At 70.4% G+C, this 26,648-nt stretch carries 28 protein-coding genes; 13 read left to right on the top strand and 15 right to left on the bottom strand.

The genetic code is table 11. From position 1 onward, the window contains the following. Positions 1 to 49: 49 nt before the first annotated feature. The 3 genes from ncot_RS02655 to ncot_RS02645 are packed head-to-tail and all read left to right on the top strand — an operon-like array spanning position 50 to position 1,888. A complete protein-coding gene (locus ncot_RS02655; RefSeq protein WP_168616213.1) occupies positions 50 to 916 on the top strand; it encodes an LLM class F420-dependent oxidoreductase in 867 nt (288 codons plus the stop codon). Between the two features lie 31 nt (positions 917 to 947). Beyond that, the gene (locus ncot_RS02650; RefSeq protein ID WP_168616212.1) at positions 948 to 1,463 is read left to right on the top strand and encodes a nuclear transport factor 2 family protein; all 516 of its coding nucleotides are present in this window, start codon (positions 948 to 950) and stop codon (positions 1,461 to 1,463) included. Beyond that, positions 1,460 to 1,888 (top strand): nuclear transport factor 2 family protein, encoded by a 429-nt coding sequence (locus tag ncot_RS02645; protein ID WP_206065102.1) that lies wholly within the window; start codon positions 1,460 to 1,462, stop codon positions 1,886 to 1,888. Before ncot_RS02650 ends, ncot_RS02645 begins: the two co-directional genes overlap by 4 nt. Before the next feature lie 126 nt (positions 1,889 to 2,014). On the opposite strand, the gene ncot_RS02640 is transcribed toward ncot_RS02645, so the two are convergent. From ncot_RS02640 to ncot_RS02620, 5 genes are all read right to left on the bottom strand, one after another. After that, the gene (locus tag ncot_RS02640) at positions 2,015 to 3,613 is read right to left on the bottom strand and encodes an ABC transporter substrate-binding protein (protein WP_206065100.1); all 1,599 of its coding nucleotides are present in this window, start codon (positions 3,611 to 3,613) and stop codon (positions 2,015 to 2,017) included. Between the two features lie 190 nt (positions 3,614 to 3,803). After that, positions 3,804 to 5,459 carry an AMP-binding protein gene (locus tag ncot_RS02635; protein ID WP_206065098.1) on the bottom strand — a complete coding sequence of 552 codons (1,656 nt, stop codon included), beginning with the start codon at positions 5,457 to 5,459 and terminating at the stop codon, positions 3,804 to 3,806. Next, complete coding sequence (locus ncot_RS02630) at positions 5,456 to 6,280, bottom strand: glucose 1-dehydrogenase (protein ID WP_168616210.1); 825 nt, start codon at positions 6,278 to 6,280, stop codon at positions 5,456 to 5,458. Before ncot_RS02630 ends, ncot_RS02635 begins: the two co-directional genes overlap by 4 nt. Further along, entirely contained in the window at positions 6,277 to 6,921 is a 645-nt protein-coding gene (locus tag ncot_RS02625) for a PaaI family thioesterase (RefSeq protein WP_206065096.1), read from the bottom strand. Before ncot_RS02625 ends, ncot_RS02630 begins: the two co-directional genes overlap by 4 nt. A 70-nt stretch (positions 6,922 to 6,991) precedes the next feature. After that, positions 6,992 to 8,122, bottom strand: coding sequence for a steroid 3-ketoacyl-CoA thiolase (locus tag ncot_RS02620; RefSeq protein ID WP_168616209.1), 1,131 nt, complete (start codon positions 8,120 to 8,122; stop codon positions 6,992 to 6,994). Positions 8,123 to 8,299: 177 nt separating this feature from the next. On the opposite strand from ncot_RS02620, the gene ncot_RS02615 reads away from it, so the two are divergent. The 3 genes from ncot_RS02615 to ncot_RS02605 are packed head-to-tail and all read left to right on the top strand — an operon-like array spanning position 8,300 to position 10,460. Next, complete coding sequence (locus ncot_RS02615) at positions 8,300 to 9,181, top strand: LLM class F420-dependent oxidoreductase (RefSeq protein WP_168616208.1); 882 nt, start codon at positions 8,300 to 8,302, stop codon at positions 9,179 to 9,181. Next, a complete protein-coding gene (locus ncot_RS02610) occupies positions 9,178 to 9,654 on the top strand; it encodes a nuclear transport factor 2 family protein (protein WP_168616207.1) in 477 nt (158 codons plus the stop codon). The genes ncot_RS02615 and ncot_RS02610 overlap by 4 nt, the downstream gene beginning before the upstream one ends. Next, the gene (locus ncot_RS02605) at positions 9,651 to 10,460 is read left to right on the top strand and encodes an SDR family NAD(P)-dependent oxidoreductase (RefSeq protein WP_168616206.1); all 810 of its coding nucleotides are present in this window, start codon (positions 9,651 to 9,653) and stop codon (positions 10,458 to 10,460) included. The genes ncot_RS02610 and ncot_RS02605 overlap by 4 nt, the downstream gene beginning before the upstream one ends. Here the strand turns inward: ncot_RS02605 and ncot_RS02600 are convergent. After that, positions 10,457 to 11,518: a hypothetical protein gene (locus tag ncot_RS02600; RefSeq protein ID WP_168616205.1), complete on the bottom strand. Its 1,062-nt coding sequence runs from the start codon at positions 11,516 to 11,518 to the stop codon at positions 10,457 to 10,459. The two genes, ncot_RS02605 and ncot_RS02600, sit on opposite strands and share 4 nt — an antisense overlap. 169 nt (positions 11,519 to 11,687) lie before the next feature. Between ncot_RS02600 and ncot_RS02595 the strand changes: the two genes are divergently transcribed. The 3 genes from ncot_RS02595 to ncot_RS02585 all read left to right on the top strand — a co-directional run bounded on the left by ncot_RS02595 (position 11,688) and on the right by ncot_RS02585 (position 14,659). Beyond that, on the top strand, positions 11,688 to 12,530 hold the full coding sequence (locus ncot_RS02595; protein WP_168619128.1) for a 3-hydroxybutyryl-CoA dehydrogenase: 843 nt from the start codon (positions 11,688 to 11,690) through the stop codon (positions 12,528 to 12,530). A gap of 199 nt (positions 12,531 to 12,729) precedes the next feature. Continuing rightward, entirely contained in the window at positions 12,730 to 13,908 is a 1,179-nt protein-coding gene (locus ncot_RS02590) for a thiolase family protein (RefSeq protein ID WP_168616204.1), read from the top strand. A gap of 1 nt (position 13,909) precedes the next feature. Beyond that, positions 13,910 to 14,659, top strand: a complete 750-nt coding sequence (locus ncot_RS02585; RefSeq protein WP_168616203.1) for an enoyl-CoA hydratase/isomerase family protein — start codon at positions 13,910 to 13,912, stop codon at positions 14,657 to 14,659. Positions 14,660 to 14,684: 25 nt separating this feature from the next. Here ncot_RS02585 and ncot_RS02580 read toward each other — a convergent pair whose 3' ends face one another. From ncot_RS02580 to ncot_RS02565, 4 genes are all read right to left on the bottom strand, one after another. Then, complete coding sequence (locus tag ncot_RS02580; RefSeq protein ID WP_168616202.1) at positions 14,685 to 15,428, bottom strand: enoyl-CoA hydratase-related protein; 744 nt, start codon at positions 15,426 to 15,428, stop codon at positions 14,685 to 14,687. Positions 15,429 to 15,438: 10 nt separating this feature from the next. Further along, positions 15,439 to 16,785, bottom strand: a complete 1,347-nt coding sequence (locus ncot_RS02575) for an MFS transporter (RefSeq protein WP_168616201.1) — start codon at positions 16,783 to 16,785, stop codon at positions 15,439 to 15,441. 67 nt (positions 16,786 to 16,852) lie between these two features. Continuing rightward, on the bottom strand, positions 16,853 to 17,491 hold the full coding sequence (locus ncot_RS02570) for a hypothetical protein (protein ID WP_168616200.1): 639 nt from the start codon (positions 17,489 to 17,491) through the stop codon (positions 16,853 to 16,855). Positions 17,492 to 17,692: 201 nt separating this feature from the next. Then, complete coding sequence (locus tag ncot_RS02565) at positions 17,693 to 18,265, bottom strand: TetR/AcrR family transcriptional regulator (RefSeq protein WP_168616199.1); 573 nt, start codon at positions 18,263 to 18,265, stop codon at positions 17,693 to 17,695. Between the two features lie 63 nt (positions 18,266 to 18,328). Between ncot_RS02565 and ncot_RS02560 the strand changes: the two genes are divergently transcribed. Continuing rightward, positions 18,329 to 19,510: an acyl-CoA dehydrogenase family protein gene (locus tag ncot_RS02560; RefSeq protein WP_168616198.1), complete on the top strand. Its 1,182-nt coding sequence runs from the start codon at positions 18,329 to 18,331 to the stop codon at positions 19,508 to 19,510. Continuing rightward, positions 19,510 to 20,271, top strand: coding sequence for an SDR family NAD(P)-dependent oxidoreductase (locus ncot_RS02555; RefSeq protein ID WP_168616197.1), 762 nt, complete (start codon positions 19,510 to 19,512; stop codon positions 20,269 to 20,271). The genes ncot_RS02560 and ncot_RS02555 overlap by 1 nt, the downstream gene beginning before the upstream one ends. A 114-nt stretch (positions 20,272 to 20,385) precedes the next feature. Here ncot_RS02555 and ncot_RS02550 read toward each other — a convergent pair whose 3' ends face one another. From ncot_RS02550 to ncot_RS02540, 3 genes are all read right to left on the bottom strand, one after another. Further along, positions 20,386 to 21,249, bottom strand: a complete 864-nt coding sequence (locus tag ncot_RS02550; protein WP_168616196.1) for a DUF559 domain-containing protein — start codon at positions 21,247 to 21,249, stop codon at positions 20,386 to 20,388. 203 nt (positions 21,250 to 21,452) lie between these two features. Next, positions 21,453 to 21,599 (bottom strand): DUF1059 domain-containing protein, encoded by a 147-nt coding sequence (locus tag ncot_RS02545; protein ID WP_168616195.1) that lies wholly within the window; start codon positions 21,597 to 21,599, stop codon positions 21,453 to 21,455. 217 nt (positions 21,600 to 21,816) lie between these two features. After that, complete coding sequence (locus tag ncot_RS02540; RefSeq protein ID WP_168616194.1) at positions 21,817 to 22,722, bottom strand: alpha/beta hydrolase; 906 nt, start codon at positions 22,720 to 22,722, stop codon at positions 21,817 to 21,819. Between the two features lie 144 nt (positions 22,723 to 22,866). On the opposite strand from ncot_RS02540, the gene ncot_RS02535 reads away from it, so the two are divergent. Continuing rightward, positions 22,867 to 23,424 carry a hypothetical protein gene (locus ncot_RS02535; protein WP_168616193.1) on the top strand — a complete coding sequence of 186 codons (558 nt, stop codon included), beginning with the start codon at positions 22,867 to 22,869 and terminating at the stop codon, positions 23,422 to 23,424. A gap of 102 nt (positions 23,425 to 23,526) precedes the next feature. Here ncot_RS02535 and ncot_RS02530 read toward each other — a convergent pair whose 3' ends face one another. After that, on the bottom strand, positions 23,527 to 24,318 hold the full coding sequence (locus tag ncot_RS02530) for an N-acetylmuramoyl-L-alanine amidase (RefSeq protein ID WP_168616192.1): 792 nt from the start codon (positions 24,316 to 24,318) through the stop codon (positions 23,527 to 23,529). Between the two features lie 61 nt (positions 24,319 to 24,379). Continuing rightward, positions 24,380 to 25,381 (bottom strand): UDP-glucose 4-epimerase GalE, encoded by a 1,002-nt coding sequence (gene galE / locus ncot_RS02525; protein ID WP_168616191.1) that lies wholly within the window; start codon positions 25,379 to 25,381, stop codon positions 24,380 to 24,382. 94 nt (positions 25,382 to 25,475) lie between these two features. On the opposite strand from galE, the gene ncot_RS02520 reads away from it, so the two are divergent. Then, a complete protein-coding gene (locus ncot_RS02520; protein WP_168616190.1) occupies positions 25,476 to 26,597 on the top strand; it encodes an LCP family protein in 1,122 nt (373 codons plus the stop codon). Positions 26,598 to 26,648: the final 51 nt, after the last annotated feature.

Raw genomic sequence — 26,648 nt, 5'->3', positions numbered from 1 at the left:
GCGTCGATGACAGGCTCGGAGCGACACCCAGCCAGAGGCAGGAGCAACCATGCGCATCGGCATCACCAGCCCGATCGTCACCGCCAACCCCGGAGCCCACAGCACGTGGGAGGACAAGGCCGGCATCGCCGAGCTGACTGCGATCGCGGAGGCTGCCGATCGGCTCGGCTTCCACCACCTGACCTGCAGTGAGCACGTGGCGGTCCCGGTGGAGGTCGCCGAGCAGCGCGGGGCGACGTACTGGGACCCGCTGGTCACCCTCAGCTACCTGGCCGCCCGCACCACGGACATCCGGCTGGTGACGCAGGTCCTCGTGCTCGGCTACCACCACCCGCTCGAGATCGCGAAGCGCTACGGCACCCTCGACCTCGTCTCGGACGGTCGGGTCACCCTGGGCCTGGGTGTCGGCACCCTGGCCGAGGAGTTCGAGCTGCTCGGCGCCACCTTCGAGGGCCGCGGTGCCATTGCCGACGACGCCCTCAAGGCGCTGCGCGCCAGCCTCGGCGAGCGCGTGCCCAGCTATCACGGCTCGCACTTCGACTTCGAGGACCTCGTCATCGAGCCGCACGCCGTCCAGGAGCACCTGCCCCTGTGGATCGGGGGTCGTACGCCGCGCTCGCTGCGCCGCGCGCTCACGCTCGCGGACGGCTGGGTGCCGTTCGGCCTGGCCCTCGACGAGCTCACTCGCATGCTCGCCGGGTCGGACGTGCCCGAGGGCTTCGAGGTCTCGCTCAGCGCCGGGCGTCCACTGGACCCGATCGGCGACCCCGACCGCACCCGCGACCAGATCGCCCGCGTGCTCGAGGCCGGTGCCACGGTGGTCAGCACCGCGGTGCACGCCGAGTCGGCCACGCACTACTGCGAGCAGCTCGAAGCACTGGCCGCGATCGCCGCCGCCGAACCCCTGTTCAGCTGACGGACCTTGTCCACCTGAGGGAGGAGCACCCATGAACCACGACGTCCTGCTCGACAGGATCGAACGACTCGAGCTGCGCCTGCGCGCGGTGGAGGACGAACAGGAGATCAGCCAACTGGTCGCGGCCTACGGGCCGTTGGTCGACGCCGGCGAGGCCGAGATGGTTGCCGACCTGTGGACCGAGGACGGCATCTACGACGTCGACGAGATCAGCATGGCCGGGCGCGACCAGATCCGCGCCATGGTGCGCTCGAAGAACCACCAGGGTTGGATCGCCGGTGGATGCGCCCACTTCCTCGGCCCGGTCCGGGTGCAGGTCACGGGTGACGAAGCCGTTGCGGTGTGCCACTCGCTGATGATCGTCAACCAGGGCGGCGCGTTCGAGGAGGCGCCGGAGTTCGTCGTACGCCGTGCCACCGCGCACCACTTCGAGGTCGTTCGCACGGCCGAGGGGTGGCGGGTCGCCAAGCGCACCAGCCGCGTCCTCGACGGCCGTGACGAGGCGCCCGCGCTCCTGGTCCGTGGCGCCAAGGGCGAGCCGGCATGAGCGACCCAGCCGGACACCTGGACGACGACCGCACGCAGGTCATCGAGCAGCTGGCTCACATCGCCTCTGCCCTCGACCGCCGCGACGACGACTTCCTGCGTGACGCGTTCACCCCCGATGCCCACGGCTACGGCAAGGACGGCGCCGAGGCGATCGTCGCGCAGGTCCGTTCGCACCTCGGTGGCGTGGGAGCGACCCAGCACCTGCTCGGCAACCACCGGGTCACGGTCGACGGCGACACCGCCCGATCGCTGACCTACGCCCGCGTGCACCACGTCGGCGCCGGACCCATGGAGGGCTCGTTCTTCGAGTGCATGGGTGAGTACGACGACCAGTGGCAGCGCACGCCGGAGGGCTGGAAGCTGGCCCGTCGCCGGTTCGACATGCAGATCATGCTCGGAGACTTCGCCGTCCTGCGCCCCTGAAACACGCCGAGTCGGCACGAGTTGACGCCCAACAACGCCGAGTCGGCACGAGTTGACGCCCAACAACGCCGAGTCGGCACGAGTTGACGCGCGCAGCGGTCAACTCGTGCCGACTCGGCGAGGGGGTCAGTCGATCCAGGCGTCGTCGAGCAGCACCATGCTGTTGGTGGAGTCGACCACCCCGTGCACGTCGGTGTCCCACATCAGGAACTCACCCGTCGATCCGTAGACCAGCGCCGGCACCTGCTCGTTCCACTGCTCCTGGATGCGGCCCATGATGTCGAGCTGCTCGTCCTCGGTCTCCGCGGCCTGGAACTCGTCGAAGAGGGCGTCCAGCTCGGGGCTGGTGGCCATGCCGACACTCAGGTTGCCCTCGCTGTGCAGGGTGGCGAACATCCGGCCGTAGGGGCCGGCCTCGCGCCAGCTGATCCCCCACCCGCCGACGTCGTAGTTCTGGTCGATGGCGACCTTGCTGATCTGCTCCTGCACGTTCGAGACCAGGTCGAGCTTGACCTGGAAGCCGACCGCCTCGAGGAACGCCTTGACGGTCAACGCGGTCTCGCGCGACGCCGGGTCGGAGGCGTCCATGTAGGTGACCTTGCCGTCGAAGCCGTCGGCCTTCGCCTCGTCGACCAGCTTCTTGGCGGCCTCCGGGTCGAAGGGCAGCGGGTCGACGTCGTTGGCCCACACCGACGAGCTGGCGAAGATCCCGTTGCCGGGCAGGCCGGCGCCGCCGTAGGCCCGCTCGGCGATGACCTCGGGGTCGATCGCCATGTGCATCGCCTGGCGCACCCGCGGGTCGCTGCCGGGGTGGCCCTCCTGGGCGTTGATCACCGCGACGCTGCCGAGCGAGACCATGTTGAGGAAGCCCTGGAACTTGCCCTGCACGGCCTCGTCGACCAGGTCCGGCTCCCGCGTGAAGGCGGCGTCGAGCTCGTCGGACTCGAACGAGTCGAACGTCGCCGTCGGGTCGTTGAGGAACACGACCTTGATGCCGTCCAGGTTGGGCGCGCCGTCCCAGTAGTCCTTGTTGGCCGCGAGACTGAGGCTCTCGGCCGGCTTGTGCGAGGCCAGCGTGAAGGCGCCCGCGCCCACCGGCTTGAACGACTCACCCTCGCCGGCCGACCTGGCGACGATCATGCCCGGGCCCGTGGTGAGCATGTAGTCGAAGGTGGGCCACTTGGTCCGGAGCTGGAACTCGACCGTCAGCTCGTCAGGCGTCGAGATCGACGACACGTTGTCGCTCCACAGCATGGCCTCGTCGGCGCCGAGCCGGACATAGCGCTCGATGCTGTACTTCACGGCCGCGGCATCGAGCGGCGTACCGTCGCTGAACTCCACGCCGTCGCGCAGCGTGAGCGTCCACGTCCGGTAGTCGGCGCTGTGCTCGAGACTCTCCGCCAGCTGGGGCTGGACCGAGTTGTCGGCGCTGTTCCACCGCATCAGCACGTCGTAGATCGCGGCCATCTCGAGGCCACCGGTCGAGCCGGCCACGATGGTCTCGGCCGGGTCGAGGACCGCAGGCTCGGAGTAGGCGCCGAACGTCATCGTGCCGCCCTGCTCGGGCTCACCCGCGTCGGCGATGTTCACCAGGCCGGTCTGGTAGGTCGCGGCGTCGCCGGGTTCGCTCTTCTCGTCGTCGCCGGACGCGCAGGAGGTGAGCACGACCGACGCGAGCGCGAGCGCCGCGAGGCCGGCCAGGGGCCGGGATGCTCGGGGCTTCATTGTCATCATCCGAGAGGACTTCCTTCCAGGTCCTCGGGATCCGTGCGGGTCCCGATCCCGCCAGCAAAGCAAGCGCGCGGACCGGGCCGCTGCCGCACTCCCACCCAGCGGAAGGGCGACGCGGCGAGGCCCGGACGTCATACGCATCGGTCGGTGGGACGACCGCGGCGTATGACGTTGCGGCGGTCGGTCACCAGCTGAGGTCGCGCCGATTCACCTTCCCGGTGGCGTTGCGCGGCAGCGGCTCGGTGCCGATCCGCCAGGTCACCGGTGTCTTGTACTTCGCCAACCTGGACGACAGGTGCTCGCGCAGGCCCGCCTCGTCGAGACCGCTGCCCGGGCGCACCACCACTGCTGCCGCGACCGACTGGCCCCAGTCCGCGTCGGGCCGGCCCACCACGATGCACTCGAGGACGTCGGGGTGCTGCAGGATCTGGTTCTCCACCTCGACCGGGTAGATGTTCTCGGCGCCGCGCAGGATCAGGTCGGAGCGGCGACTGGCGATGCGCAGCCGGCCACCCACGACGGATCCGAGGTCGCCGGTGCGGAACCAGCCGTCGCCCATCGCCGACTCGGCGGTCGCCTCCGGGTTGCGCCAGTAGCCGATCATCATCTGCGCGCCGCGCAGGTGGATCTCCCCCTCGACGCCCTCGGGCACAGGTGTGCCGTCGTCGTCACGGATCTCGAGCTGCACCGTGGGGACCGGCGCACCCACGGTCTCGGGCTCGTCCTCCAGCTCGCGCGCCGACGCCAGGGTGGCCGCGGTGGACGACTCGGTCAGGCCGTACGTCGTGCCGAGGGCGGCGCCGGCCACCGGCAGGGCCTCGCGCAGCCGGGCCTTCAGCTCGGACGACGACGGCGCGCTGTTGACCGACACCATCCGCAGCGAGCTCAGGTCGTACGCCGCCAGGTCGGCGTCGAGCAGTCGCGAGAGCATGGTCGGGACGGCGCCCCAGTTGGTGACCCGTTCCTTCTCGATCAGCCGCAGGACGGCGTCGATGTCGAAGCGGCCCCGGTGGACCACGGCGGTGTCGCCGACGACGAGTCGGGTGACCACCAGGTTGTGCAGCCCGGCGATGTGGAACAACGGAGTGACCAACAGGAACCGTCGTCCCGACGGCGCCAGGCCGAGATCGGTGGCCACCGCATCGTTGAGCAGGTGGAACCACACGGCGGCGATCACGTTGCGGTGGGAGTGCGTCGCACCCTTCGACCGCCCGGTGGTGCCACTGGTGAACAGGATTACCGCGGGGTTGTCCTCGTCGACCTCGACCAGCGGCAGCGTCGCACCGCGGTGCCGGTCGACCATGGCCGCCAGGTCATGCTCGAGGGAGAGCACGGCGGCGGGCGTCTCGCCGACCAGGGCTGCCCGGGGAGCATCGGTGAACAGCACCTTCGGCTCGGTCAGCTCGAGCCCGTGCGCGATCTCGTCGGCCGACCACATGGAGTTCATCCCGACCGCGACGGCGCCCAGGGTCACGGTGGCCCAGAACGCGAGGACCCACTCGGTGGAGTTCGCTCCGCACAACGCCACCCGGTCTCCGGCACGGACGTCGTGCTCGTCGCGCAGGGCGGTCGCGAGCGCCGCGACCAGGTCGTGGTGCTCGGCGTGCGAGATCCGGGACTCGTCGGTCACGAGGTAGTCGACGTCGCCGTTGTGGCGCGACGCGGCGAGCAGTGCGCCGAGGCTGCGGGCGCGGTTGCGGAACACCGGCAGTTGTACGCCGTGCACGACCTCGTCGTGGATCTCGAACGGCGCACCCGGCGCCGTCAGGCGCGCGATCGACTGGTCGCGCGCGCTGAGCGGCCGGGCACTGGAGGGGCCGGTCATCATCTGCTCACTCATCGAATCGTCAGCTGTCCACCGTCGATGTTCCAGCACTGGCCGGTGACCCAGGCAGCCAGGTCGCTGGCCAGGAAGACCGCCGCGTGCGCGATCTCCACCGGCTCACCGACCCGGCCCAGTGGCAGGTTCGCGCTGACGTAGGCCTGCCACGTGGCGTCGTCCTGGTCGTCGAGTCGGCTGGTCGCCGTCACGCCGGGGCAGAGCGCGTTGACCCGTACGCCGTGCTGACCGAGCTCCTTGGCCGCGGTCGAGGTGAGTGACTGCACCCCCGCCTTGCTGGCCGAGTAGGCGCCGGTCCCGGGGCCGGACAGCTTGCCGCCGATCGAGGAGATGTTGATGATGCTGCCGCCCTGTTCACCGGCGACCAGTGCGCCACCGAAGGCCTTGGTCATCAGGAAGGTGCCGCGCAGGTTCACCCGCAGCACCCGGTCGAAGTCGTCGACGTGCAGGTCGAGCAGGGGCCCGCGGTCACCACCCCGGGACGCGGCGGCGTTGTTGACCACCACGTCGACGCGTCCGAGCTCGGCGAGTGTCGTGGCCAGGAGGGTGTCGACCTGGTCGGGGTCGGACACGTCGCAGACCACTGGGACCGCGCGACGGCCCAGCGCCTCGATCTCGGCGGCAACGGACGCGATGTCGTTCCAGCCGGCTGCCTTCTCGTCCGCTGGCCGCCGCTCGGGATCGCGCCCGGTGCCGGTGACCACCACGTCGCAACCGGCACGAGCCAGCTCGACGGCGATCTGCCGACCGATCGAGCGCATCCGCCCCGCACCGGTGACCACCGCGACCTTGCCCTCGAGCCCGGTCGGACCCCAGCTCATGTCGCGACCCCGTCCACGCGGATGAAGAGGCCCTTGGCCTCGACGCACCGCGTTCCGTCGTGCTCGATCCAGCCCTCGGCCCACACCTTGCGCCCGGAGCGTTCCACGATGCGCGAGGTGACCTGCAGTGGCTGGTCCAGCGGTGTCGGGGCGAGGAAGCGCATGTCCAGCGTGGCGGTCACCGAGCGGGTTCCGGTGGCGCGCACCAGGCCGCCGAGCATGCAGTCCATCACGTGTGCCGAGATCCCGCCGTGGACGAGATCGGGTGGCCCCTCGTGCAGGGCGTTGGCCACCAGGTCGGCGTACGCACGATCACCGTCGAAGCGGATCCGGAGCGGGACACCGAGCGGGTTGAGGTCATAGGTCTGCCACTGCGCCTGCGGTCCCGCGTCGCGGACCCGCTCCGGCATGCGCAGATCCGTCCGTTGCACGCGATCACGCACGCGGACGCCGAGCTCCTCGGTGACCGCGGCGATCGCGGCCCGGGCCGCTTCGAGCTCGGCCGGGGTGGCTTCGGTTGTCGCCGCAGCCAGCATCAGGTCGCGGGTGGCGCCGACCAGGGCCGCGTGCGCCGCGAGCTCCGGTGCTGTCCGGAGGAGGTCCTGGTGGTCGACGTCGGTCGTCTGGGTGGGTGCGGTCACGGGCACCTGTCTATCCGTTCGCGCTGCCGGGCCTCATCCCCGCTCCCGATCACCGGGAGCCGGGACGGACTCAGATCCGTTCGATGATCGCGCCGGTGGCCTGCGCCCCGCCGGCACAGATGGCGACCATGCCGAGCGTCTGGTCCCGACGCTCGAGCTCGTCGATGACCGAGGCGATCAGTCGGATCCCGGTGGAGCCCACCGGGTGCCCGAGCGCAATGGCGCCACCGTTGACGTTGAGCTTCTCCGGGTCGACCCCGTGCACCTGGGCGAACGACATCGGCACGGCGGCGAAGGCCTCGTTGACCTCGAACAGGTCGATGTCGCCGATGCTCATGCCGGTGCGCTCGAGCAGCCGATCGGCGGCCCGGATCGGCCCGTCGAGGAGATACGACTGCTCGGCGCCGACGAGCACCTGGGCCCGCAGCCTGGCCCGGGGACGCAACCCGAGCTCGCGGCCCCGGTCCTCGTCCATCAGCAGGGCCGCCGTGGCGCCGTCGGAGATCTGGGACGACGTCCCGGCCGTGTGCAGTCCCCCGTCGCGGATCGGCTTCAGCCCGGCCAACGCCTCGAGGTTCGTCTCGCGGAGCCCCTCGTCGCGGTCGAAGGTGGTGCCGTCGGGCAGCTTCGTCGCGATCACCTGACGATCCAGCCTGCCCTCGTCCCACGCCGTACGCGCCCGCTGCTGGGACTGCATCCCGAAGGCATCGATCTGCTCGCGGGTCAGGCCGCGGCGTTCGGCGATGCGGTCGGCCGCCTCGAACTGCGCCGGCAGGTCGACGCTCCACGAGTCCGGACGCGGACGCCCGACGTCGCCAAGGTTCGACAACAGCGGCACCCGCGACATCGCCTCGACCCCGCAGGCCATCCCGACGTCGATCATCCCGCCCGCGATCTGGGCGGCGATCAGGTGCACCGACTGCTGCGCGGAGCCGCACTGCGCATCGATCGTGGTCGCCCCGGTCTCCTCCGGCAGGCCGGCGTGCAACCAGGCGAAGCGCACCACGTTGGCGGACTGCTCCCCGGCCTGGGTGACGCAACCGCCGATGACGTCGCTGACCAGTGCCGGGTCGAGGGCGCTGCGGTCCAGCAGGGCGCGCTGGGTCGAGGCCAACAGGTCGACGGCGTGCACGCCGGCCAACGCGCCGCCCCGCCTTCCGTACGCCGTCCGCGCAGCGTCGACGATCACCGGATGGGGCATGTGGGTCCTCCTCGACCAGCGCGACGCGGGCCGGGCCCGCCGTGAACGAATCCGACGCTAGGCGCTGCTCGGCCCGCGCGACCCCGGCGTTCCCGTTCACCGAAACAACCCGCCCCTTCCTCCCGCCCATCGGGAAACAGATCCCGACGCCCGGGCAACTCCCCTAGGTTCGCGAGCATGAAGTTCGCCGTGATCGCCCCCGCCGCTGCCGGAACCACCGCCGATCCCGCGTGGATGTCGGCCTATGCCCAGCACGTCGAGGCGTGCGGGTTCGAGTCCCTGGTCCTCGTGGAGCACGCCGTCGTGGTCAGCCGCTACTCGAGCGTCTACCCCTACGACGCCTCCGGGAAGATGGAGCTGGCCGACGACCTCGACATCCCTGACCCGCTGGACACGTTGGCATTCCTGGCCGGGCAGACCAGCACGCTGGGCCTCGCCACCGGTGTGCTCGTCCTGCCGAACCACCACCCGGTCGTGCTGGCCAAGCGCCTGGCCACCATCGACGCCCTGTCCGGCGGACGGTTGCGGGTGTGCGTGGGCATGGGCTGGATGAAGGAGGAGATCGAGGCCTGCGGTGCCCCGTTCGAGGCGCGCGGCCGCCGGGCCGACGAGCAGCTGCAGGTGCTCCGCAAGCTGTGGGCCGACAGTGCGCCGAACGGTGCCGACCACCACGGCGAGTTCTTCGACTTCGAGGGCGCGATGTCCTACCCGAAGCCGGCGCAGGCGGGCGGCGTGCCGTTGCACATCGGCGGCCACAGCAAGGCTGCCGCCCGCCGGGCCGGTCGCCACGGCGACGGGCTGCAGCCCCTCGGCGTGATGGGTGAGGAGCTCGCCGCCCTGTTGAAGCTGATGCGCACCGAGGCTGAGCAGGCCGGTCGCGACCCCGAGGCCCTCGAGCTGTCGCTGGGCCACCTCGTCACGAAGATCAACCAGGACCGGGCCGAGAAGCTGGGCGCGCAGGGCGCCGACCGCATCGTCCTGGCCGCATCGGCGACTGCCGACCTCGACCGGGCCCGCGACGAGCTCTCCGCCTGCGCCGAGCGGTTGGGCCTCTCATGACCTCACTGTCCGCCGCCGACCGGGTGGCGCTGCGCGACCTCGTCAACCGGTACGCCGCCCGTGTCGACGACCGCGACCCGGCGGGCGTGGCCGCACTCTTCACCACCGACGGCGTGCTGACCACCGCCGCCCCGCCGGCCTCCCTGGGCCCCGTCGACGAGAACCGCGGCCAGCCGGCCATCGAGCAGGCCATGGCCGGACTCGAGTCACTGGTCGGCACCTTCCACGCGGTCACGGGCGAGGTCTTCGACCCGGGCCCCGACGCGGACTCCGCGATCGGGCGAGTCGCCTGCATCGCCCACCACGTGAACGAACGTGGGGGCGAGCTCCGCGACGTGGCCTGGGCGATCACCTACCGCGACACCTACCGCCGCAACGGGTCGGGCTGGCTCTTCGCCACGCGATCCGCCCACCTCACCTACCTGGCGGCTTCTCCGGTGAAGCTCGCCCGCGACACGAGGGACGCCACATGAGTCAGCAACGCATCACCGTCGTGACCGGGGGCGCACTCGGCATCGGCGGCGCCACCAGCCGACGCCTGGCCGCCGACGGCGACCTGGTCGTCCTCAACGACGTCGACGAGGCGGCCACGGAGAAGGCGTGCGCGGAGATCGTCGAAGCCGGTGGCCGGGCCGTTCCGGTGATCGGTGACGTGGTCGACGACGCGGTGATCGAGCGGATCGTCTCGACCGTCCGGGAGCTGGGACGCGTGGACGTGCTGGTGAACAACGTCGGCGACTTCCGGCCCGCGTCGAAGACCTTCCTGCACAGCACGCCCGAGCAGTGGCAGCGGCTCTACGAGCTGAACCTGCTGCACGTGCTGAAGCTGACGCACGCGCTGCTGCCGATGATGGTCGAGCAGGGCTCGGGCGCGATCGTGAACAACTCGACGGTCGAGGCCTTCCGTGGCATTCCGGCCGGGGCCCCCTACTCGGCGTACAACGCGGGTGTCTCGGCCTTCACCAAGAGCCTCGCGGTCGAGGTGGGGGCCCACGGCGTACGCGTGAACGCGATCGCCCCCGACCTCGCCGACACCCCACAGACATCGGCCGAGGCGATGCTCCGCGGTCGCGACCCCGACCTGGTCCGCCACTGGATCCCCCTCGGGCGGTTCGGCCGGGTCGACGACTACGCCGCGGTGATCGCGTTCCTGGCCTCGGACGAGGCACGCTTCGTCACCGGTCACACGGTGCCGGTCGACGGCGGCACGCTCGCTGCCTCGGGGTGGTACGCGCGCGCTGACGGCAAGGGCTGGAGCAACATGCCGGACACTCCCTAGCGCTGCTCCTTGCGCTCCTTGCGCTGACGCCGCTTCCGGGCGCGCGTCTCGCGTTCGTTGACGTCCTCGGCCCACAGCCTGACCAGGGCAGCCATGCCGTCGAGGGCGGCCTCGAGCTTCTCCTCGGCGTCGAGGTCGCCGGGGTCGATGCCCGGGACGGTTCGGGCCTCCAGCTCGGCGAGGTCGCCGACGACAGGTGGGTCCAGCTCACGCAGCCGCTCGATCTGACGGCGTGACCGGGCGAGCACCCACTTCTCGTCCAGCCCGACCCTCGGGCCGGGCCGGGCACGCTTGCCCAACGCCTGCTTGGCCAGGCCGCGCTTGACGAACCGGTCGTAGTCAACGCCGTCGACATCGTCGAGGCGCTCGTTGAGGGCGCGCATCACCATGGCCGACGGGGCGTCGATGCCGGTGTTGTTGCGGGTCTCGAGGTCGAAGAGGTCCATCGGCACGCCGGCCACCCCGGCGAAGCGTTCCCACAGGACACCGTGCGGTCCTCCCGGCGGCGGGACCGTGATCAGCGTGAAGTGGTCGCGTCCCACGGCCCGCATCCAGCGCTCGACGATGGCGACCACCCGCTGCTGGCGCCAGAACCCACGCCCCTCGCCGGTGTCCTCCCGGATCGCGTGCAGGTAGTCGTGCCAACCCAGGGTCCCCGAGTTCTGCACGCTCTCGGTCCACATCGAGGTGATCGACCGGGACAGGTCGCGAGCGGTCACCACCACGTCGATCTCCGCGCCGGAAAAGGCGTCGACGACCGCCGCGACCTGGGCCGGCGTACGCGGGCCGAGGAACTCCATCGAGATGATCGCGGTGCCGGGCCATGCCCGGACCTGCTCCACCAAGGACAGCCACGGGCCGTCGGGAGCGAGGGTGTTCGCGTCGGCGGAGACGTGGTCGATCAGGTCGCGCACGGCGCTCACCTGCACGCGCCAGTGGCGGCCGGGGAAGAGTATCCCGGCGTCGGCCAGGGCCGCTTGGTTGGCCAGCAGCGTGCGTTGGATGAACGTCGTACCGGACTTCATCAGGCCCACGTGCAGCACGACGCGCGACGCCATCGACGCTCCTCACCGATCGGGATCCGACTCGGCGCGAGTCTAACCGCGGCCGAGCCTTCCGGGCCTGCGCCCGAGAATCCACGCTGCTCGCAATGTTCGGCTACCTGCCAGTAGTGGATAGCGTCGGAGCAGGAGCACGGTCGCACAACACGAGGAGAGTTCAATGGGCATGGAGAAGATCGGCGTCGTCGGCTGCGGACTGATGGGCGCCGGAATTGCCGAGGTCTGCGCCCGCGCCGGGCTCGACGTGGTCGTCGCCGAGTCGTCCGATGCCGCCGCCCAGGCTGGACGGGACCGTCTGGAGAAGTCGCTCAAGCGTGCCGAGGCCAAGGGCAAGATCGACTCCGCCGGCTCCGTGCTCGACCGGATCCGCGTGGTCACCTCGCTCGACGAGCTTGCCGATCGCGACCTCGTGGTCGAGGCGATCGTCGAGGACGAGGACGCCAAGACCGACCTCTTCCGCCAGCTCGACAAGATCGTCACCAACCCCGACGCGATCCTCGCCTCCAACACCTCCTCGATCCCAATCATGAAGCTCGGGGTGGTCACCTCGCGTCCGCAGAACGTGCTCGGCATCCACTTCTTCAACCCGGTCCCGGTGCTCAAGCTCGTCGAGCTGGTGCCCTCGATCGTCACCGCCCCCGAGGTCACCGAGCGCTCCCGCGCGTTCGTGCAGGACGTTCTCGGCAAGGAGGCCATCGACTGCCAGGACCGCGCCGGCTTCGTGGTCAACGCGCTGCTGATCCCGTTCATCCTCTCCGCGATCCGGATGATGGAGTCGGGCTTCGCCACCGCCGACGACATCGACCGCGGCCTGGTGCTCGGCGCGGCCCACCCGCAGGGTCCGCTCGCGCTGGCCGACCTGATCGGCCTCGACACCACCAAGGCTGTCGCCGAGTCGCTCTACGAGGAGTTCAAGGAGCCGCTCTACGCCGCGCCGCCGCTGCTCAACCGCATGGTCGACGCCGGTCTCCTCGGCCGCAAGACCGGCCGCGGCTTCTACACCTACTGAGCCACCTTCCTTTCGCGCAGTCAGCGGCTTGTCAGCCATCGCACAGATCGGCACCGGCCCCGGCGGGTGCGGCCGGGGGATGCCAGCCACTGGGACAGCGACCTCACGAGAACACCTGACTGCTAATTTTAGTTGGACTTCCTACTAAATGGCCGCCGGCCTCGAGCAGCCGCGGCCTCCCTGCCTTGGAGAGCAACAGATGCCTGAAGAGAAGATCGTCCTGGTCGACGGCGCCCGCACCCCGATCGGCAGCTTCGGCGGTGTGTTCAAGGACGTCCCCGGCTTCGAGCTCGGCGCGACCGCGGCGCGTGAAGCGCTGGCCCGCTCCGGCGTCGACGGCACCGACATCGAAGAAGTCGTGATGGGCTGCATCGGTCAGGTCGGACCCGACGCCTACAACGCGCGCCGGGTGGCGATCACCGCCGGCCTGCCGAAGAACGTGCCTGCCTACACCGTCAACCGTCTCTGCGGCTCCGGACTCCAGGCGATCTGGTCGGCGGCCATGGAGATGCGCTGGAACGACCTCGGCCTCACCCTGGCCGGCGGTGACGAGTCGATGACCCGGATGCCGTTCTACGACTTCGGCGCCCGCAACGGCTACAAGCTCGGCAACCGTTCTCTGGTCGACGGCACCGTGATGATGCTGACCGACCCGTTCCACGACATCCACATGGGCGTCACCGCGGAGAACGTGGCCAGCAAGTACGGCGTCTCCCGCGAGGAACAGGACGAGTTCGCCCTGCTCTCGCAGCAGCGTGCCGCCACTGAGGCCGCGAAGGCTGCGTTCGCCGAGGAGATCACCCCGGTCGAGGTGGGCGGACGCAAGCCGTTCACCGTCACCGAGGACGAGCACCCGAAGCCGGACACCACGCTGGAGACCCTGGCCGGACTGCGTCCTGCCTTCGCCAAGGACGGCACCGTCACCGCCGGCAACGCCTCGGGCATCAACGACGGCGGCGCGGCCGTCGTCCTCGCTCGTGAGTCGGTCGCCACCGAGCGCGGCCTGGGCGGTCTGGTCTCGATCGAGGCCGTCGCCACCGCGGCGATGGAGCCCGAGCTGATGGGCTACGCGCCGGTGCTGGCCCTGCAGAACCTGTTCGAGAAGACCGGCACGAAGCCGTCCGACATCGGCACCATCGAGCTCAACGAGGCGTTCGCCTCCCAGGCCGTCGCGGTGATCCGCGACGCCGGCCTCGACCCCGAGCAGGTCAATCCGTACGGCGGCGCGATCGCGCTCGGTCACCCGGTCGGCGCGACCGGCGCCATCCTCTCCCTGCGCGTCGCCAAGGACATGGCCCGACGCGACCTGGAGCTCGGCATCGTGACCATGTGCATCGGTGGCGGCCAGGCCCTGGCTGCCCTCTTCCGGAGGATCTGACATGACTGACCTGGTTTCCTACTCCGTCTCCGACGGAGTCGCCCACATCGAGCTGAATCGCCCCGAGGTCTCCAACGCGGTGGACCTGCCGACGGCGCACGCGTTCGACGACGCAGTCAAGGAGGCCGCTGCCGACGACGCCGTGCGAGTCGTGCTCCTGACCGGCGCCGGCAAGCGCTTCTGTGCCGGCGGCGACGTGGCCTCGATGGTTGCCTCCGACGGCGACCAGTCGGCATACCTCCTCGAGCTGGCAGGTGCCCTCGACGGGGCACTGCAACGCCTGGCCGCCCTCGAGAAGCCGGTCGTCGCTGCCGTGCAGGGCGCCGTGGCCGGGGCCGGGCTGGGTGTGATGCTCAGCTGTGACCTGGTCGTCGCCGCGCCCGGAACCAAGTTCGTGATCGCCTACCCAGGCGTGGGGCTCACCCCTGACTGCGGTGTCTCGTGGCTGCTGCCGCGTGCGATCGGGCAGCAGCGGGCACTGCAGATGGCGTTGACCAACAGGCCGATCGACTCCGACCGGGCGCTCGACTGGGGCCTGGTCACCGAGGTCGGCGAGCAGGACCGTGCGGTCGAGCTGGCCGGCGAGTTGGCTGCTGGTTCGGTGTTCGCCTTCGGGCAGGCCCGGCGCCTGGTCCGCGGGTCGTTCGAGTCCGACCGCGCCTCGGTCGGCAGGGACGAGGCCGAGACGATCGCCAAGGCTGTCGCCACGGACGATGCCCAGCGTCTGCTCACCGCTTTCACCAAGCGCTGATCCACAGATCACCGACGCCGCACGGTCAGCTCCAGCGCGGCGGACGCTTCTCGAAGAACGCGGCGACGCCCTCGGCGCGGTTCGGCGACCTCGCCACCTCGGCATCTGCGCCAGCGGTGATCTCCCACGGCCGCTGCTCCTGCTCGGCCGCCTGCTGCGCCACCGCGCCCAGCGAGATCGCCACGGCGTCGGGACTGTTGACCACGATCCGTCCGGCCAGGTCCAGCGCCGCCTCGAGTGCTCCACCCGGCTCGGCCAGCACGTTCACGAAGCCGACCTGGTGGGCTCGCTCGGCACCGATCGGGTCCCCCGTCACCAGCATCTCGGTGGCCAGGTTGAACGGCAACCGTGCACCGGCGCGGAACAACGCTCCGGTGTTGGCCACGACCCCCCGCTTCACCTCGGGCGCGCCGAACCGCGCGTCCCGTGCCGCCACGACCAGGTCACTGGCCAGCACGCACTCGAAGCCACCGCCGAGGGCAAAGCCCTCCACGGCCGCGATCAACGGCGTACGACGCGTGCGGGCCAGGAATCCGTAGGGCCCGCCGGCCTCGGTCCGCGGAGGCGCCTCGGAGCCCAGGTCGGTGCCGGCACAGAAGAAGCCGCTCCCGCCGGTGATGACCACGGCCCGCACGACGCGGTCGGCCTCGATCGCGTCGAAGGCTGCCGACAGCTCGTCGGCCAGGCCCTGGTCGATCGCGTTGCGACGCTCCGGGCGCGAGAGGGTCAGGATGCGGACGTGGTCACGGTCCTCGATCAGCAGGCTCATGGTCGGATCCTCACACGTGGGTCCTTGAGGTCCCGACGGGCGACCTCGTGGCGGGTGTCCGCAGCAGCGGCGCCAGTGCGACCAGGCCGGCCAGCGGCAGCGCGGCCAGCACCAGCAGGCCCTGCGGCATGCCGACCAGGTCACCGAGGCCGCCGACCACGGCCGACCCGATGCTGCCGCCGACCAGGAACAGCAGGGTGGCCACGCCCAGCGCCACGCCGCGTACGTCGACGGGCACGGCGTCGCCGACCGCGTCCATCAACGCTGGCTGACCGACACCGAAGGCGATCGTCACGAAGATGACCGACGCACCCAGCACGACGGGCGCGTGGCGGTCGGCACCGAGCGCCGCCAGCAGCATCGCGATCGAGGTGACCAGCCCGGCGACGGCCAACGAGCGAGGTCCGCCGAAGCGGGTCAGCATCGGGCCCGCCAGACGCGGCACCACCAACGCAACGGCCGCGCTCGGCGCGAGCAGGAGGCCGACCTGCCAGGGCTCCCAGCCGTGTCCGATCATCACCGCCGGCACGGCGATCAGGATGCCGAACCAGCCGGCCGGGACCGGTGCCCCGGCGATGGCGCTGCGCACCACGACGCTGTTGCTGATCACCGAGATTGGAAGGAACCCGTTGGGTCGACGCCGGACCCGCAGGGTCACCGCGGGAACGCCGAGCCCCATCAGGAGGACACCGGCCAGGGCCACGGACCACCCCGTCGACGGCGACTGGACCAGCAGCACGAGGCCGGCCGAGGTGCCCGCCACGAGGAACGCACCCAGCACGTCGAGGCGAGCGCCGGTGCCGTCCTTGTGCAGGGCGTGCCACAGGAACGGGATCAGCACGAGGCCCAGGATCGGCAGTGCCATCACCGCCCGCCAGCCGAGCTGTCCCTCGACCGCACCCCCGGCGAGCGGGCCCAGGCACGACAGGGCAGCCGCCACGCCCGCCAACCGGCCGAAGGCCAGCCCGCGCACCGCGCCGTCGTACCGCGCGCTGAGCACGGCCACCCCGAGGGTGGGTACGGCGGCGGCGCCCACGCCCTGCATCACGCGGGCGACGAGCAGCATCTCGAAGTTCGGGGCGAGCGCCGAGAGCGTGGCGCCGGCGGTCATCAGGCTGATGCCGACCAGGAGCGGCAGGCGTACGCCGACGAGGTCGGCGATCCGGCCGTAGACCGGTGTGGCCACCGCGAGCATCAGCGCATAGAGCGTGATCGTCCAGGTGCCGACCCCGACGCTGACGCCGAGGTCGTCGGCCATCAGGGGAACGGCGATCGCGGCGGACGAGGAACCCATGCCGGCAATGCCGAAGAGGGACCCCAGGAGCACGGAGACGCGTCGGGAGTCCGCAAGGTTCATGCAGGCCCAACCATCGCGGCGACCCGGGCATTCCTCAGTCGCCAGAAGTGATCCGGTCGCGGGCGGATCAGTGCGGGCTGGTCGCGTCGCGCGGGAGCTCCCGGGTGTTCGCCGCAATGGCCGCACCGGCGAACCCGAGACACATCAGCACGATCGTCCAGGACCCGTCCAGGTCAGGGACGAGGGACGACAGGGGAAGCGTGGCCACGTGGGCGATCAGCAGCACCGGAACCCACCGTGGCGTGGTCCGGGCGCGCAGGAGGGCCAGGCCGAGCAGCAGTTCGCCGAGGAAGAAGGCGGCGATCCAGACCACCAGGAAGCCGGCCAGTCCGGGGTCGTCGACGACCTCGCCGACCGCCTCCGGCCGGATCGCGTTGCTGAGCGCCAGCGCACGGAAGAAGGCCAGCAGCATCGCGTAGCCGGCGGTGCCCAGGCATCCGATCAGGAAGACGCCCGAGCCGATGATGCCCAGCAGGAAGCCCCGGTTCGGGAAGAGCTTCAGGATGGCGGGAAGCCCCAGCGTCATCCCCACGGCTGCGATGAAGAAGAGCAGAGAGACCGCCAACCAACGACTGTCGTGCTGCTCGACCAGCCCGATGGAGTCTGCGGCACTGTCGCCACCGGGCAGCAGCGCCGCGCCGAGTCCCAAGGAGGTGACTCCGGCGATGAGCGACGCCGCGGAGGCCGGCACCCAGTCGATCCGCATCCGCCAAGCCTAGGCGCTTGCGTCGCTCCGCGTGCCAAGGTGCAGAAATCGAGACACCGTCGATTCCTCGGAGCACGACGACGCAGCGGTCCCGACCTGCGGCCCGTTGGCCTGTCGTCCACCAGCGCCTGACGATTCCACTCGCACAGACAGGCGGGTGACGACTCCGGCCTCACCGGCGGGCGCCCGGCGCCTCCGGTCTCACGGGCCGGCGAGGGCAGCCACCACGAAGGCCGCCAGCTCGTCGTACGCCTGGGCATCGGTGAGCTCGAGCCGCTCGAAGATCTCGCCGCGCTGGATCTCGAACATCGTCGAGGCGATCATCTCGGCCGCGAAGTCGGGATTCACCTGGCGCAGGGCGCCTTCGGCGATGCCGTCGGCGATCAGCGTGCGGATCCGCGCCGCGGCGTACGCCGTGTTGCGACGGTAGACCTCGGAGGCGGGCGCGAAGCCGGCCAGGTCCTCCATGAACCTGCGTGAGAGCGGGACCAGCTCGGCACCGACCGCCCGCAGGTAGACCACCACACGCAGCGCCGGGTCCTCCTCGCCGGCGACCCGGGCCTCGACTGCGTCGGTGGCGACCCGGAAGAACTCCTTGACCGCGGTGACCACGAGGTCTGGCTTCGAGGGCGCCAGCGCGTAGAGCGTGGTCTTCGAGCAGCTGAGCCGGGCGGCGAGGTCGTCGAGGGTGAAGGCCGCGAAACCCTCGGCGGAGATCAGCGCGGCCAGGCGCGCGAGCAGGTCCACCTGTCGGGCAGTCCGTCGCTTCGCCATGAACGAAACGATACTGTAGGTTCGATTTCAGTATCATTCTGGCCGCCCGAAGGAGACCCACCGATGCCCGCCAGCCGCGTCCTGCCCACCGACGAGTCCGCCGACCTGCTCAAGCTGGTCCGCGACCTCGCCACCAAGGAACTGCTGCCGCGCGCCGCCGAGGACGAGGCCACCGAGACCTTCCCGCGCGACATCTTCAGGCTGCTCGGCCGTTCCGGCCTGCTCGGCCTGCCCTACCCGGAGGAGTACGGCGGCGGTGGCCAGCCCTACGAGGTCTACCTCCAGGTGCTCGAGGAGATCGGCGCGGTCTGGTCGAGCGTCGGGGTGGGCGTCTCCGTGCACGCCCTCTCGTGCTTCGGCCTCTTCGAGCACGGCACCGAGGAACAGAAGCAAGCCTGGCTGCCCGACATGCTCGGCGGCGAGCTGCTCGGCGCCTACTGCCTCTCCGAGGCACACGCCGGCTCCGACCCGGCCGCGATGAAGACCTTCGCCAAGCGCGACGGCGACGACTACGTGATCAACGGCGCCAAGGCGTGGACCACCCACGGCGGCAACGCCGACTACTACAAGGTGATGGCCCGCACCCCAGATGACTCAGGGGAACGCACCCGTGGAATCTCCTGCTTCCTGGTCCCCGCTGACACTCCCGGCCTGGAGGCCGACCCGCCGGAGAAGAAGATGGGCCTGACCGGGTCGTCGACCACGACGATGCGCTTCGACGGCGTACGCATTCCGGTCGAGCGGCGCCTCGGGGCCGAGGGTGATGGCCTCAAGATCGCGCTGGCCGGCCTCGACTCCGGACGGCTCGGCATCGCCGCCGTCGCCACCGGCCTCGCGCAGGGCGCCCTCGACCACGCGGTCGCCTACGCCAAGACCCGCGAGACGTTCGGCAAGAAGATCATCGACCACCAGGGCCTGGCGTTCGTGCTGGCCGACATGGAGGCCGCGATCCAGTCCGCGCGCGCGATGCTGCTGCACGCCGCACGTCTCAAGGACCGTGGACTGCCCTACGGCCGCGAGGCATCCATTGCGAAGATGGTCGCCACCGACAACGCGATGAAGGTGACCACCGACGCCGTCCAGGTGCTCGGCGGCTACGGCTACACCCGCGACTTCCCGGTCGAGCGCTTCATGCGCGAGGCGAAGGTCATGCAGATCTTCGAGGGCACCAACCAGATCCAGCGCATGGTGATCAGCCGGTCACTGGCCAAGGACAACAACGGAACCATCAAGGAGAGCAACTGATGCAGGTCGAGAACACCGCGGCGATCGTCACCGGCGGAGCGTCGGGGCTGGGCGCGGCGACCGCCGCCGCCCTCGCCGGTCGGGGCGCGTCGGTCCACGCCTTCGACCTCCCCGCGGCGATCGAGAACGCACCCGCTGTCGACGGTGTCACCTACGTGCCCGTCGACGTCACGGACCCCGAGCAGGTCCAGGAGGCCGTCAACCAAGCCGCCTCCGAGCCGACCACTCCCCTGCGCATCGTGGTCAATTGCGCCGGCATCGGTCCCTCGGCCCGCATCCTGTCGAAGAAGGGCGTCCACGACCTCGCGCTCTACGCGAAGATCGTGCAGATCAACCTGATCGGCTCGTTCAACGTGCTGGCCCTCGCCTCCGAGAAGATCGCTGCCACCGAGCCCCTCGAGCACGACCAGCGCGGCGTCATCATCAACACCGCCTCCATCGCGGCCTTCGAGGGTCAGGTCGGCCAGGCGGCGTACAGCTCCTCCAAGGGCGGCATCGTCGGCCTCAACCTGCCGGCCGCGCGCGACCTGGCGCAATACGGCATCCGCGTGAACACGATCGCCCCCGGCATCGTCGAGACCCCGATGCTGGCCACGGTCTCCGACGAGTTCCGCGCCGGGCTGGCTGCCGGCGTCCCCAACCCGGCCCGCCTCGGTCGCCCCGACGAGTACGCCGACCTGGCGCTCTTCCTGGTCGACCACGACTACATCAACGGTGAGGTCGTACGCATGGACGGCGCGCTCCGGATGGCTCCGCGCTGATCGTCTGAGTCCCGTCCCCGGGACGCCCGGCGGGGCGGTCATTTCGACAGGAAGTTCGCAGCAGGGCCGCCGGGCTCACGCTCCGCCGGAGCGATGCAAGCGTGAACTCCCTGCTCAAATGACCGCCCGGCAGCCGCACGAGCGGTGGATCTCGACCAAGCGCTCGAGATCCCGCTTCACGCGCTCGGGCTTGTACATCACGTCCTCCCACAGGAATCGCGCCACCACCCATCGCTGGGTTGCCAGCCAGGTGTAGCGGCGGACGTCGGCCCGGAAGAGCTCCACGCTCCCGTGGAAGGCGAATGACTCCGCCTCGATCACCAGGCCCAGCTCGCTGTCGGCGAGGTCGACCCGGTGCGGTCCGATGCTGACCTGCGGAGCGGCTCGCAATCCGGCGACCTGCGAACAGATCACCCGCAGAGTGCTCTCGAACGGATTCGCCGCACGGCCGTCGGCGAAGGCAACCACGGCCAGAGCACGCGATCTTCCGGTCCTGGGCATGCGGTCGGCGACCTCGTCGAGCCGCTGGCGCGAGACCCGACCCGACCGGAGCGCTGAGTCCGCGATGCTGACCGCTTCGTCGAAGGGCAGCCACCGCGCGCAGTCGGCGACGGTTCGCGCGAGGGAGGTGACGCCCTCGACCACGTCCTCGTCGGGGAGGTCGTCCCAGTGCACCTCCACGCCCTCACGTCGGTCACGGCTGACCCGACTGTGTGCGCGGACGGTGACCCATGGCCGTTCCGGCTCGAACTTCAGCTTCAGGTCCCAGTGGCGCGCAGCGCTGAGCCCGGACAACACACCGCACAACGCCTCGGCCGCGGGCTGTCCGGCAAAGGGCACCGCATACTGCCCGTGGCGCCGCTTCTCGATCACACCCGAGCGCAGGGCCTTGGCGAGCTGTCGACGGCTGGTGAACCTCGCGAGCTCACGCCAGCCCGCGGTTCCGCCGCAACGGTGCAGTGCGGTGAGTGCGTCCATGCGGACAGTGTTTGCGAAGCTCGGCCGGTTCGCATGTCACTGTCCACAGGCGGTCATTTCGGCAGGAAGTTCGATGCTTCCGGGCTCGGTCCGCGCGTGGCGTCAGTGGGGCGTCGACGAACTTCCTGCCCAAGTGACCGGTCACCGCACGGCCGCCTCGTACGACGGCAGCGGCGGGCTGCAGCAGGCGAGAGCCGGTTGGGTCAGCGGGCGATGAAGAGGATCTCGTCGCGTCCGTACTCCATGCCGGGGTGCTCCGCGGCCAGGTGGGCCTGGGTCTTCTCGACCAGGTCGTCCTCGTCGGTGCCCTTGATGTGCTCACCGCAGGGACAGTTCAGCTGGGTCTTCATGCGGTCAGCCTACGGGCCCGCGTGCCGCGCGTCACAGCGTACGCCGGGTGCCACCGCGCTCGGGTACGCCCGCCACCGCCATGCGTCACGGCGTACGCCGGCTGCCACCGCGCTCGCGTGCGCCGGCCGCCACCGCCATGCGTCACGGCGTACGCCGGGTGCCGCCGCGTGCCGCCGCGCGTCACGGCGTACGCCGGGTGCCGCGCGGAACCGGACCTCAGCGCAGGAGCGCCGCGAAGCGCCGGTTCATGTCGCCGATCGCAGCGTCCGCGGCCGGGGAGAAGGCCGCCATGTCGAGGAACCCGTGGATCAGTCCGTCCCAGTCGACCGCGTCGACCGGGACCCCGGCATCGGCCAGCGCCGCGGCGTAGGCACGGCCTTCGTCGCGCAGCGGGTCGAACTCCGCGGTCACCACGATGGCCGGCGGCAGGCCGGGGCGTACGCCGTGGAGCGGGGAGAGTCGCGTGTCATGTGGTTCGACGTGGGTGGTGAGGTACTGCGTGACGAACCACTCCATCACCGCCATGTCGAGGAAGCGTCCGGTCGCGTTGACGTTGCGCGACTCGTAGGTGCCGAAGACGTCGACGGCGGGATAGACCAGCAGCTGGGCTGCTGCGCCGGGAATCGTCTGGGCGACGATCGCGGAGAGGTTGCCTCCCGCACTGTCGCCGGCGACCGCCCACGTCCCTGAGCCGCCGTACGCCTCGAGGGACTGGGTGATCGCCTGGGCCGCGTTGAGCGCATCGAGCACCGCCGCCGGGAACGGGTCCTCCGGAGCCAGCCGGTAGCCCACCGAGACCACGACCGCGTCGGTGTCGGCGCAGAGTCGCCGGCAGGCGTTGTCGTGGGTGTCGAGGTCGCCGATGACCCAGCCACCACCGTGGAAGAAGATGATCGTCGGCACCGGACCGTCGGCGGTCGGCCGATAGACCCGGGTCGGCAGTCCGGCGACGGACGCGTCGACCACGGACCCCACCGGGACGGGGCCGGACCCGGGAACAGATGCCTGTGCCAGCGCCGCGAATCCCTTGCGCGCGTCATCGACGGAGCCCTCGTTCATCGGCGGGTAGCCCGATGAGTTGATGAACTCGAGCAGGCCGGCGATTCCAGCATCCAGTGGCATGCCCGCACGATAGCCGGGCCCTCAGCCCCCACCCCTGATTTCGCCGACGGCGCGTGCGTCGACGGCGCGACCCCGCAGGTATCTCACCGTCCGGGCGGACCTCTTCTAGGAGCAACCACGTCACAACTGCCCAGGAGGCAAGCCATGCGCATCGCAACAAAGCTCACCTACGCCAACGTCGTCTCGACGTTGTGCCTGTTCCTGTTGGTCGTGGGCGTCGGTGGCACGGCCGCCTACGCCCACGGCAAGATCGGCTCGGACGACCTGGCAAGGAACGCGGTCAAGTCCAAGCACATCAAGAACGGCCAGGTCACGCCGCAGGATCTGAAGGGATCCCTGCGCGGTCAGGTCAAGGACGCCACCAGCCCGTGGGACGACATTCCTCGAGGGCGCACCGTGACCGGGCGCTACTACGACACTGCGGCCGCCGGCGACCTCCTCACGATCAACCTCCCGGCCCGCGCCCCGGTCGCACTGACGGACTCCGACATCATCGTCACGGGCACCAGCGGCAACGCGACCTGCACCGGTTCGTACGTCGACCCGACGGCACCCCGGGGCAAGGTCTGCGTCTACAACGCCGCCGGCACCATCGGGTCCGGTTGGACCTTCGCGGGGTCGAACGAGCACGACCACCACGTGTTCTACCTGACCCCGTCCGGTGGGTACTACTACGGCAGCTGGGCCTACACCGCGCCGTGACCGCGCGGGGGGGGTGCCGGGCTCGCGGTGACGCGGGCCCGGCGCCAGGTCCCGCGACCGGGTACGGCGCTGGGCCCGGCGCCCTGCCCGGTGTCGCCGACGTCAGCGCAGGAACGTGCGGATGCCGCGCGACAACCCGAGGGCGTACGACGACCGCCCGCGCGAGGTGGTCATCCGGCGGGCGTCGATCGGTGACCGCATGTTGCCGAGCTCGACCATCACGGTGGGCATGTCGGACAGGTTGAGGGTGCCGAGGTCGTGCCGGAGGTCGAGCCCGTCGCCACCGGCAACGTAGTCGGCGGCCGGGAGTCCCCGCGCCTCCAGCGCACGCTTGAGCGACCGGGCGAGGCGCTGGGAAGCACGGTGCGTGTCGCGCGTCGGCCTCACGTCGGCCGGTGCGATCACGTGGAACCCGTGGCCGCCGGAGTATGACCCGTCACCGTGGATGCTGACCTTGAGGTCGGCCCTGCCGTTGCCCCGACGCCCGCGCTCGTCGACGCACGGACCCCAGCGATCGAGACGGTTGGAGTGGCGCGTCATGATCACCGTCGCCCCCATGCGGCGGAGACGGTGCTGGAGCACCTTCGCGACCTGCCAGGTGAAGGTCGACTCGGGAAAGCCGCCGTTGGTCGAGGTGCCGGTGGTGTTGCACGGCTTGCGGAAACCACCGGCCGGCACCAGCCGGTTGATCTCGTCGGGGAAGCGGTGGTTGCCGAGCTGGTGGCCCGGGTCGATCACGACCACCTTGCCCGCGAGCGGCTCACGCGCACCAGCGGGCGCCATCGAGGTTGCCGGCTCCGGCGCGGTCGGCGTCGCACCGGGCGGCATCGGGACCAGTGCACCGACCGACGCCGCGGCGGCCACCGCGAGCGAGGCGAGCACGGTCCTGATCATGTGCCCGAGACTAACGGCCGACAGCGACGACCTGCCGTGCTGGAGGGCCTGACGGCACGTCTCAGTAGCCGAGGAGGTCCTTGCGCTTGTTGCTCCAGGCCAGCGCCGACTCGATCGCGTCATCCATCGACAGCTCGGTCTTCCAGCCGAGCAGGTCCTTGGCCCGGTCTGCGTTGGCGAACGCACCCACCGCGTCGCCCGGCCGCGGCGGTGCCTCGGTGGTCGGGACGGACCTGCCGAAGACCCGCTCGAAGGAGGCCAGCATCTCGCGCACCGTCACCCCGTCGCCGCGGCCGATGTTGATCAGCGTGCTGGTCTCGCCGGTCGCGGACAGCACGTCGTCGAACTTCTCGATCGCCCGCACGTGGGCCTGGGCCAGGTCCCACACGTGCAGGTAGTCGCGCAGGCCGGTGCCGTCGCGTGTCGGCAGGTCGGTCCCGGTGATCGTGAACGTCTCACGCACGCCGAGCGCCACCTCCGCCATGATCGGCACGATGTGCGTGGCGTGCTCCAGGTGGTAGCCGGTCTCGAGGTCCGGGTCGGAGCCGATCGGGTTGAAGTAGCGCAGGATGATCGCCCGCAGGTCGGTCGCGGAGGCGATGTCGGTCAGCGCCTGCTCCATCATCAGCTTGGTCCGGGCGTACGGCGACGTGGGCTCGACCGGGTCTCCCTCGCGGACCTCGAACCCGGGCTGCAGGGCATAGAGCGACGCGGTCGACGAGAACACCAGCCTGGTCTTGCCGAGCGCGGCCAGCTCGTCGAAGAGCTCCAGCGACTTGGCCACGTTGTCGCGGTAGTACTCGTAGGGAAGCTCCACCGACTCCGGCACGACGATGCGCGCGGCCATGTGGATGGTCGCGTCGAGGTCAGGGTGCTCCTCGACGATCCTGCGCACCAAGGAACGGTCGGCGATGTCGCCCTCGTAGAAGATCCGGTCACCGACGAACTTGCGGGGACCCACGAGCAGCGAGTCGAGGATGACAGGTGTGTGGCCGGCCTGCTCGAGTGCCTTCGCGGTGATCGATCCGAGGTAGCCGGCGCCGCCGGTGACGAGAACCTTCATGCGCCGAGCCTAGCCGGGCACGACCGCGGGGTGAGCACCGTCACCTCCCGTCCCGCGATTCGTTGTCAGGACGAACTCGGGAGACAGGATCACCATGATCGACGAGAAGACCGGCAGCACGGAGGAGCTGGAGCCCCGGATGGTCGCCGACCAACCGACGGGGCGCATTCGTGTGCGCCGGAAGCGGCGCCGCAGCTGGTTCAGGCGCCACAGGTCGCTGACCATCCTGATGCTGGTCGCGCTGGTGCTGCTCGCGATCGTCATCGGATGGCTGCTGTGGCTGGAGAACCAGATCGACGACGTACGCCGTTTCGACACCGACCTGGGCGACCACCGGCCGGCGCAGGGCCAAGGCATCGACATCCTGCTGATGGGCGTGGACGACCTCGACGGCTCACGGGACGTCGGTGACAGCGTCTACGACATGTTGGAGTCGGGGCGCTGGCAGCCCGGGGTCGCCCGCAGCGACACGTTGATGCTGCTCCACATCGAGAGTGACCACCGAGCCGCCCAGCTGGTCTCGATCCCCCGCGACTCCTGGGTCGACATCCCGGGCCACGGCAGGTCGAAGATCAACGCGGCGTTCTCCTGGGGCGGCCCGTCACTGGCCGCGCGCACCGTGGAGCAGAACCTCGACCTGCGCATCGACCACATGATGATCATCGACTTCGACGGCTTCAAGGACGTCACGGAGGCCATCGGCGGTGTCAAGGTCTTCGTCCCGGACACGGTGACCGATCCCCGGTCCGGCGCGACCGACTGGGAGCGCGGCTTCCACCACCTCGAGGGTGACCGGGCGCTCCACTACGTGCGTACCCGCTACAGCCTGCCCGGAGGCGACTTCGACCGGATCAACCGGCAGCAGAACTTCCTGCGCACGGTGCTCGACAAGCTCACCTCGCGTGGCGTGCTGCTCAACCCCGTGCGGGTGAGCAGGCTCGCCGACACCTTGGGTGAGCTCGTCATGGTCGATGCGGGCCTGACCAACGGCAAGCTCCGCGACCTGGCCATCGACTCGCGTCACCTGCGCAGCGGCGCGATGCGGTTCCTGACCGCACCCAACTCGGGGAGCGGCATGGTGGGCCGGGCCAGCGTCGTGCACCTCGACGTCCGCAGGACCCGGCGCATGTTCGACGCGATGGAGCAGGGGCAGTTCGAGTCCTGGTACGCCCAGCACGAGGTCAGCGAGCTGCCGGGCACGACGCAGGTGAACTAGGAAGCGGGGTCTCGAGACGGTCGCAGAGCGACCTCCTCAACCGCCGTCGGT

It is taken from the genome of Nocardioides sp. JQ2195 (genome assembly GCF_012272695.1).
Taxonomy (GTDB): domain Bacteria; phylum Actinomycetota; class Actinomycetes; order Propionibacteriales; family Nocardioidaceae; genus Nocardioides.
This window is presented reverse-complemented; position numbering and strand designations above follow the sequence as displayed.